At 41.5% G+C, this 7,532-nt stretch carries 6 protein-coding genes and 3 pseudogenes; 2 read left to right on the top strand and 7 right to left on the bottom strand.

The genetic code is table 11. The annotated features are described in order from the left end of the window. Positions 1-88 (top strand): annotated as a pseudogene (locus SMIDD26_RS13285) (DUF960 domain-containing protein); the annotation flags it as partial. Between the two features lie 45 nt (positions 89-133). Here SMIDD26_RS13285 and folB read toward each other — a convergent pair. The 6 genes and pseudogenes from folB to SMIDD26_RS08875 form a co-directional block, all read right to left on the bottom strand. Further along, entirely contained in the window at positions 134-946 is an 813-nt protein-coding gene (gene folB / locus SMIDD26_RS08850) for a dihydroneopterin aldolase (RefSeq protein ID WP_061439860.1), read from the bottom strand. Between the two features lie 158 nt (positions 947-1,104). After that, entirely contained in the window at positions 1,105-1,659 is a 555-nt protein-coding gene (folE, locus tag SMIDD26_RS08855) for a GTP cyclohydrolase I FolE (RefSeq protein ID WP_061439861.1), read from the bottom strand. After that, the gene (locus tag SMIDD26_RS08860; RefSeq protein WP_061439862.1) at positions 1,640-2,962 is read right to left on the bottom strand and encodes a bifunctional folylpolyglutamate synthase/dihydrofolate synthase; all 1,323 of its coding nucleotides are present in this window, start codon (positions 2,960-2,962) and stop codon (positions 1,640-1,642) included. The genes folE and SMIDD26_RS08860 overlap by 20 nt, the downstream gene beginning before the upstream one ends. A 1-nt stretch (position 2,963) precedes the next feature. Further along, entirely contained in the window at positions 2,964-3,938 is a 975-nt protein-coding gene (folP, locus tag SMIDD26_RS08865; protein WP_061439863.1) for a dihydropteroate synthase, read from the bottom strand. Between the two features lie 93 nt (positions 3,939-4,031). After that, positions 4,032-4,738 (bottom strand): annotated as a pseudogene (locus SMIDD26_RS08870) (CPBP family intramembrane glutamic endopeptidase). Positions 4,739-4,842: 104 nt separating this feature from the next. After that, positions 4,843-6,261, bottom strand: coding sequence for an NCS2 family permease (locus SMIDD26_RS08875; protein WP_061439864.1), 1,419 nt, complete (start codon positions 6,259-6,261; stop codon positions 4,843-4,845). Positions 6,262-6,450: 189 nt separating this feature from the next. Here SMIDD26_RS08875 and SMIDD26_RS08880 point away from each other — a divergent pair. Beyond that, a pseudogene (locus SMIDD26_RS08880) lies at positions 6,451-7,262 on the top strand (Cof-type HAD-IIB family hydrolase). A 79-nt stretch (positions 7,263-7,341) separates the two neighbouring features. On the opposite strand, the gene SMIDD26_RS13290 reads toward SMIDD26_RS08880, so the two are convergent. Continuing rightward, positions 7,342-7,532: hypothetical protein (locus tag SMIDD26_RS13290; RefSeq protein ID WP_246747010.1), on the bottom strand; the 191-nt coding region annotated here is incomplete at its 5' end.

The raw sequence follows: 7,532 nt of genomic DNA on the forward strand, positions 1-7,532 counted from the left end.
CGACCCTCTTTATCCCCCGAGAGTACTGGTTTTAGATCTGGATGGTAGAGAAACTATCCTCCTCCCAGAAGAAAATGACCTATTTTAAAAACTCTAGTCTTCAGTTGTAAGTGACTGAAAACTAGAGTTTTTTCTATTGTTTCAAAGCATTATACAAGTTACGGATCGGTTGCTTTAATGTAGGATGGATAAAATGAGACGCAATTTCCTGTAAGGACTCAAGGACAAAAAGGCGTTCCGCTATGTAAGGATGAGGCAAGATAAGGTCATCTGTATAAAGGACCTGGTCCTCCACAAAGAGCAAGTCCAAATCAATCAAACGAGGTCCCCAATTCACTTTTCTCACCCGTCCCATCTCTGACTCAATGGCTAACAAGGTCTCTAATAGAACTGGGGCCGGCAACCAGGTTTCAACCTCAACCACTTGATTAGCAAAGCTATCCTGCTCCACACCACCCCAAGGCTCCGTCGCCAAGACACTGGACTCTTTGAGAATATGGATACCTCGATTTCGCATTTTCTCAATGGCTTGTTTCAAGTTTGCTTGTTTATCTCCCATATTGCTTCCTAGGGCGATAAAGGCTCGTTGCTTGCGGCGATGAATGGTTACCGAGCAAGTATCTAGTGGCAAATGCACTGGCGCCCAAGGTTTTTTCAGTTCCAGCTTTATTTCTTGGACAAGAGGATAGGCCTCAAAAGTACGTTCTACCAGTTTGTAGGCTACCGTTTCAATCAAGTCCTCAGTGGTTTCCTGAAACCAAGTCGTCCACTGCTGACACAGTTCTCCATAATGGACAGAAGCCGTTAAATCCAAGTCTGTCGCCGCCTTGGTCATATCATAGGATAGGATTGCGGAAATAACAAACTTCTGCCCCAATTCTTTCTCACTAGGAAAAAGACCATGATAGGCAAAAATTTCCAAATCCTTAATCTGCAGTTGATCCATAATGATTCCTTTCTAGAAAAATCCGCTTCAAGCGGATTCTTTTTATACTCAATGAAAATCAAAGCACAAACTAGCAAGCTAGCCGCAGGCTGCTCAAAACACTGTTTTGAGGTTGCAGATGAAAACTGACGTGGTTTGAATTTGATTTTCGAAGAGTATTATAGTCCCATTAAACGATAAGCCTGATCTCGGAGGTCCTTATCTGTTTCAAATAGACCTCTAGCTACTGTCGTCAAGGTTGCAGTTCCTGGTTTTCTGACACCACGCATACTCATACACATATGCTCCGCCTCAATGACAACAAAGGCTCCTTGAGCACCTAGATAGTCCATCAAGGCATCGGCTACTTCGATATTCAATCGTTCTTGAATTTGTGGTTTTTTCGAATAAACTTCAACCGTACGGGCTAGCTTAGACAAACCTGCCACACGACCATCTGGAATATAGGCAATGTGCGCTCTACCATAAAATGGCAAGAAGTGGTGTTCACACATAGTATGGAAAAAGATATCCTTTTCTACCACCATATTATCATCAATAATCTCAAAGGATTTTGACAAATGTTCCTCCGCTGTTTGACCAAGACCTGAAAAAATCTCTTGGTACATACGAGCGACACGAGCAGGTGTTTCCTGCAAGCCCTCGCGATTAACGTCCTCTCCTACAGCCTCGATAATCATTTTTACAGCTGCTTCAATCTTTTGTGTATCCATTTTCGTTCTTCCTCTCCATCAGATAGGCTCTCACTTGGCTCAAGAAATACAAGGAACCTGTGACAATCCTAACTGTTTTTTTCTCTTCTTTTTTATCTGTCAATTTTTGCTCTAGAACATCCTGCCAATCTCTGTAGCTGAGATTTCTAGACTTAGCTGCCTCTTTCAGCACGCTTTCATCAGTTGCCCGACTATCGTCAAAATGTGTCAAAGTAAGCTCGGTATCTGGCATTGTCCCCAGCAAGTCCAACATATCCTCCAAGGCTTTAGTTTTGATACAGGTAAAGAGGATTTCCTTACGGTAATCCGCAAAGCGTTCTTGCAAGGTTGCTACTAAAGCCTTTATGGCATGGGGATTGTGGGCTCCATCCAAAATCAGCAAGGGTTCTCTTGACACGATTTCCAAACGCCCTGGCCAACTTGTTTCTTCCAAGGCTTGAGCAAGCAAGTCATTGCTTGCTAGTTCTCGACCATCCTCTTGACAAAAAGTATCAAGTAAAGCTATGGCCATCCCAGCATTCTCTATCTGGTGCAAACCAAGCAAACCAGTCTGGAAGCGACCTTGTCTGACAACACTTGTATAGTCAAAGACTTCACCCGTTACCACACTCTCTTGATGACAAACTTGATAATCTTTCCCATAGGCAATTCTCGGCGCATCTTTCCCTTCCGCAATGCGGTCAATCACAGCCAAAGCTTCTGGAGCGATACGACCTGTCACCAAAGGAATACCTTGTTTGATAATACCAGCTTTCTGCTCTGCTATGGTCTCCAAAGTGTCACCAAGTAGGGCCACATGATCCAATCCAATAGTTGTAATTCCTGTCAAAATAGGCTGGCAGACATTGGTACTATCCAAGAGTCCACCCATGCCCACTTCCATAATGGCCACATCTACTTGCTCTGAGGCAAAGTAGTCATAGGCTATGGCTGTGATAATCTCAAACTCGGTTGTCCCCTGCAAATTGGCGACCGCTTCTCCCTCCAGCAAAGACTGATAGTCTGCCATGAGGGCTTCTAGTCTAGCCTCTGGAATGGATTCCCCATTGATGCTAATCTGGTCTGTGTAATGAATGAGATAGGGCGAGCTAAACACGCCAACTCTCAGCCCTAGCTTTTTCAGCATATTTTTCAAAAAAGCAATGGTCGAGCCCTTGCCATTGGTTCCTCCGATATGGATAACCTTGAGTTTGAGATGGGGATTGCCACGCAAAGCTAACAGTTCCACCATGCGTTCCAAGCCAAAATGCGGTTGGTCCGTCCGATAGTTAGCAATCCACTGATTATTTTCAAATTCTTTCATCTTATTTATATTGTTTTAAATCTAGATTTTCCGCTTCATCAGCCAGACGAATAGCGGAGGCAATTTCAACTGCCATCCTGTGACTAGCTACATCATGCACGCGCACCACTTCCACACCCTGTCTCGCAGCAATACTGGTTACATGAGCCGAAGCCGTATCTCGATTGCGGAAACCAAGTTCTGTCTCAGGATTGACTTCAAAACCATTTTCTTCAAGAATATTGATGACAAACCGCTTGCGCGACACTCCGAGAAAGATTGGATAGCCTTTCTGATGTAGTTTATCCAGATCCCGTAAAAGAAGCAGATTTTCTTTCTTGGTCAAACCAAAGCCAATTCCTGGATCCAACAAGATATTTTCTTGTGCAATACCAGCTTCCTCTGCTCTCGCTAGTGCTCGTTCAAAGAAAGCCTCCATCAATTCTTCGATTGGCAATGTTTCAAAGTCAGCTAACTCTTCCACTGTAAAAGCTTGATTAAATCCAAAATGAGGGAAGATGAGCGAGCTAGGATGCTGAGGTCGAGCCATAACTGGATTAAACATGATGACTACTTTCGCTCCAGCCTTAGCTACCACATGGGCCATTTTTTCATCACCCATAAGACCAGTGATATCATTGACTAGATTGGCACCAGCAGCCAAAGCAGCCTCTGCCACCTGACTCTTCCAAGTATCGATAGAAATAAGGACATCACTTTCCTTGCGAATCTCTTTAATCACTGGAACAACACGCTGGATTTCCTCTTCTATCTCAACATAGCTACTTCCCGGCCGAGTTGATTCTCCACCGATATCTAGCATGCTGGCCCCTTCTGCTATCAATTTACGAGCCTGCTGAAGTGCCTGCTCAAGAGCAAAAAATTGGCCACCGTCCGAAAAGGAGTCTGGGGTTACATTGATAATTCCGCAAATAGCTGTCTTTGCATGATTGGCTTTACTTGACATATCGGTCACTCCCTCAAGACTTTTCATCATATTATTTCTCTATTTTACCATAAAAAGAAAAAGATGGACACGATTGCATTCATCTTTTTCCCAATAGAAACAAGTAAGCAATTGTCAAAAATCTTAAACAGAAATCCCTAATGTCCGACTCATGATCACCACAAGAGCCAACAAACAGAAAAAACTCCATTCACAATCATGTGAAGTAAGATAGACATTTCCAAACGTTGGGTTTTATAAACTGTCCAAGTTAGCACAGTTGACATTCCTCCATAGATAAGAAGAGAAGGTAGATTTGTCGGTAAATGAAGCAAGGCAAAGATAATAGCACCGACTATATAACCCATATTTTCTTTACCACGAAAGAGTTTTTTAGGAATCACTCCTCGACATAAAATCTCCTCACAAATAGGAGCTATTAGAACCAGTAAGAAAAAACTGGAAATTAAGGAACTATTCTGGACCAAATCATTAATATTTGATTGATTGCTGGTTGTTGTTTCATTCATCAAATGAAGTAAGACCACACCAAGAATATTAAAGGCAAGAATCACTAGATAGCTTAAGGCCAATCTAGCCAAATCCTTAGCCTTGAAAAACGATAAACCAAAACTAGCCAACTGTGTTTTCCTAGCACCTATTATAAATACAGTTAAAACCACAAGAGATAAGGCCCCTACTAATAGTCCCGTTTGAAGCAGTGGAAATTTTCTGCTAGTTAAAAAAGTTGCTAGGGCTAAAGGAAACTGAGAAAACAAAAGCCCTACTAGAAAGATTATTAACCACTTCCCCCTGTTTAATACTTCATCCCAAATATTCTTTTTTATCATCAATCATACTCCTACCATTCAATCAAAATCACCTACCTAGTTTGAAGCAATTTTCAAGTAACTATAATATAAAAAGGGGAGAACCCCTTTTTATATTATAGCATTTATAGGGCCATGCTGATGTAGTTAAGGATAAACAAGGCATCCAAAATCCAAATCATGACATGAACATCTTTAGCTTGACCTTTGACAAGCTTAGTCAAAGTGTAAGTCAAGAAACCAACTGCAATCCCTTGAGTGATAGAGTAGCTGAATCCCATAAAGATAGATGTGAAGAAAGCAGGAACAGCTTCAGACATATCGTCCCAATGGATATTTTTCAAGCTAGCCAACATCATAATCCCAACGATAATCAAGATTGGAGCTGTAGCGGCTGTTGGTACGATCGCTAGAAGTGGGCTAAAGAAGCTTGAGATCGCAAAACAGATTGCCACGACCAAGGCTGTCAAACCAGTACGTCCACCTGCACCGATACCAGCAGCAGACTCAACATAAGTCGTTACGTTCGAAGTACCTGCGATGGCACCAATTGAAGTACCAATCAAGTCAGAGTAAAGAGCCTTGTCTAACTTAGCTGATTGGTGATTTTCACCATTTGTCGCTACGATACCAACTTTTTCACCTGTACCGATCAAGGTACCAATTGTATCAAAAATATCTGTCAATGAAAAGGCAAGAATAGCCATCAGAGTTTCAGGCAAGCGAGCTGTATCTGAAATCAAAGCTCCCAAACCTTCTGAACCAAGAGCTGCACCAAAGATTGTCTTCAAATCTTTAAAAGCTGCACCAACATGGTTATTAGCAAAATCGATGCTTGACAAATCTACCAAACCAACTGCAATAGCAAGAACAGTTGTTGTCAAGATAGAGAGGATAATTCCCCCTTTAATCCCTTTGATGACAAAGAAGATAGTAATGGCAAGTCCTGCAAGAGCCACTAAAACAGCTGGATTATTAAAGCTGACCAATCCTGGAACTGCTGAAGAGTTTGCTGCAATCGTTGCTTGAGCTTTGTCAGCCCCTTCTCCTACAACAGTATAGTTGCCTGGATCAATCGTGAATTTCAAAAGTCCAGCATTCTTAATCCCTACATAGGCAAGGAAGACACCGATACCAGCTGAAATAGCTGAGCGAAGAGCATTTGGAATCGATTCAATGATCATTTTACGAACATTTGTCAAGGTAATAATCAATGAGATAATTCCACAGATGAAGACCATAGCTAGGGCTTCTTGCCATGAATAACCAAGCCCGAATACAACTGTAAAGGTAAAGAAGGCATTGAGTCCCATACCTGGCGCTTGAGCATATGGTAAGTTGGCGTAGAAGGCCATCATCAGGGTACCAGCAACTGCACCGATAATCGTTGCGAGGAAGACACCCTGAGCAGGCATTCCTGTTTGCGAAAGAATTTGTGGGTTTACAAAGAGAATATAACTCATTGCAAAGAAAGTCGTTAAACCAGCGAGAACCTCTGTACGAACGTCTGTACCGTTCTCTTTTAGTTTAAATAATTTGTCCATTATCAATCTCCTTTTAATTTTTACGAACAATAATAGAATTATATCATTTATCATTCACTTTTTCAATATCTTTGTTTGATTTATTTAAGAATTTGATGAAATTTCATTTTTTGTTTGGAATCTGCTTTTCTGCCTGCTTTTTGTTATAATAGAAGACATCTTATCTGAAAAGACACTAGAAAGGTCCATATGACGAAAAAAATTATTGCAGTTGACCTGGATGGAACCCTGCTCAACTCAGACAGTCAAATTTCTGACTTTACCAAAAAACCATTAAAAAAGTTACTGAAAAAGGACATCAGGTTATTATTACAACAGGTCGCCCTTACCGAATGTCAAAAGATTTTTACCGTGAACTAGGCTTAAACACTCCTATGATTAACTTCAACGGCTCCCTTACTCATTTACCAGACCAAGTTTGGGATTTTGAAAAGTGTCTGACTGTAGACAAAAAATATCTTTTAGATATGGTTCGACGTTCAGAGGACATTCAAGCCGATTTTATCGCTGGAGAATATCGTAAAAAATTCTACATTACAAACCCTAATGAAGAAATTGCCAATCCCAAACTATTTGGTGTAGAAGCTTTCCAGCCTGAAGATCAATTCAAACCTGAGTTGGTGACCAAGGATCCTAACTGTATCCTCTTGCAGACCAGAGCCAGCGACAAATATGCCTTGGCAAAAGAAATGAGCGCCTTCTACCAGCATCAACTGTCTATCAATACCTGGGGAGGTCCGCTCAATATCCTTGAATGTACCCCAAAAGGTGTCAACAAGGCCTTTGCTTTGGACTACTTGCTCAAGGTAATGAACCGTGACAAAAAAGATTTGATTGCCTTTGGAGATGAACACAATGATACCGAAATGCTAGCTTTTGCTGGGAAGGGCTATGCCATGAAAAATGCTAATCCAGAGCTACTCCCCTATGCAGATGAACAAATTTCCTTGACCAATGACCAAGATGGAGTTGCCAAAACCCTGCAAGACTTATTCTTATAGTCCATTCTGACCAGCTTGCGAGCTGGTCTTTGTGCTCTTTTCACAGTCTCATCAACCAGTTAATCGATTGTTCTATTTTTTACCCCCAAAACCTTGGAAAAGGCTTTCTTTTGTGATATAATTCACATATAAATATAAGAGAGCTCGTCATACTCGACTCTGTTGACACAAAATCAATCCAGTCCCGTTGTCCCTGTTCTCGGTCAATATAAAGGAGGATAGCTATGAAAGCTGTTGTTGTAAATCCAGAAAGCACTGGTGTTGCTGTTG

Source organism: Streptococcus mitis (assembly GCF_001579035.1).
GTDB classification, from domain to species: domain Bacteria; phylum Bacillota; class Bacilli; order Lactobacillales; family Streptococcaceae; genus Streptococcus; species Streptococcus mitis_J.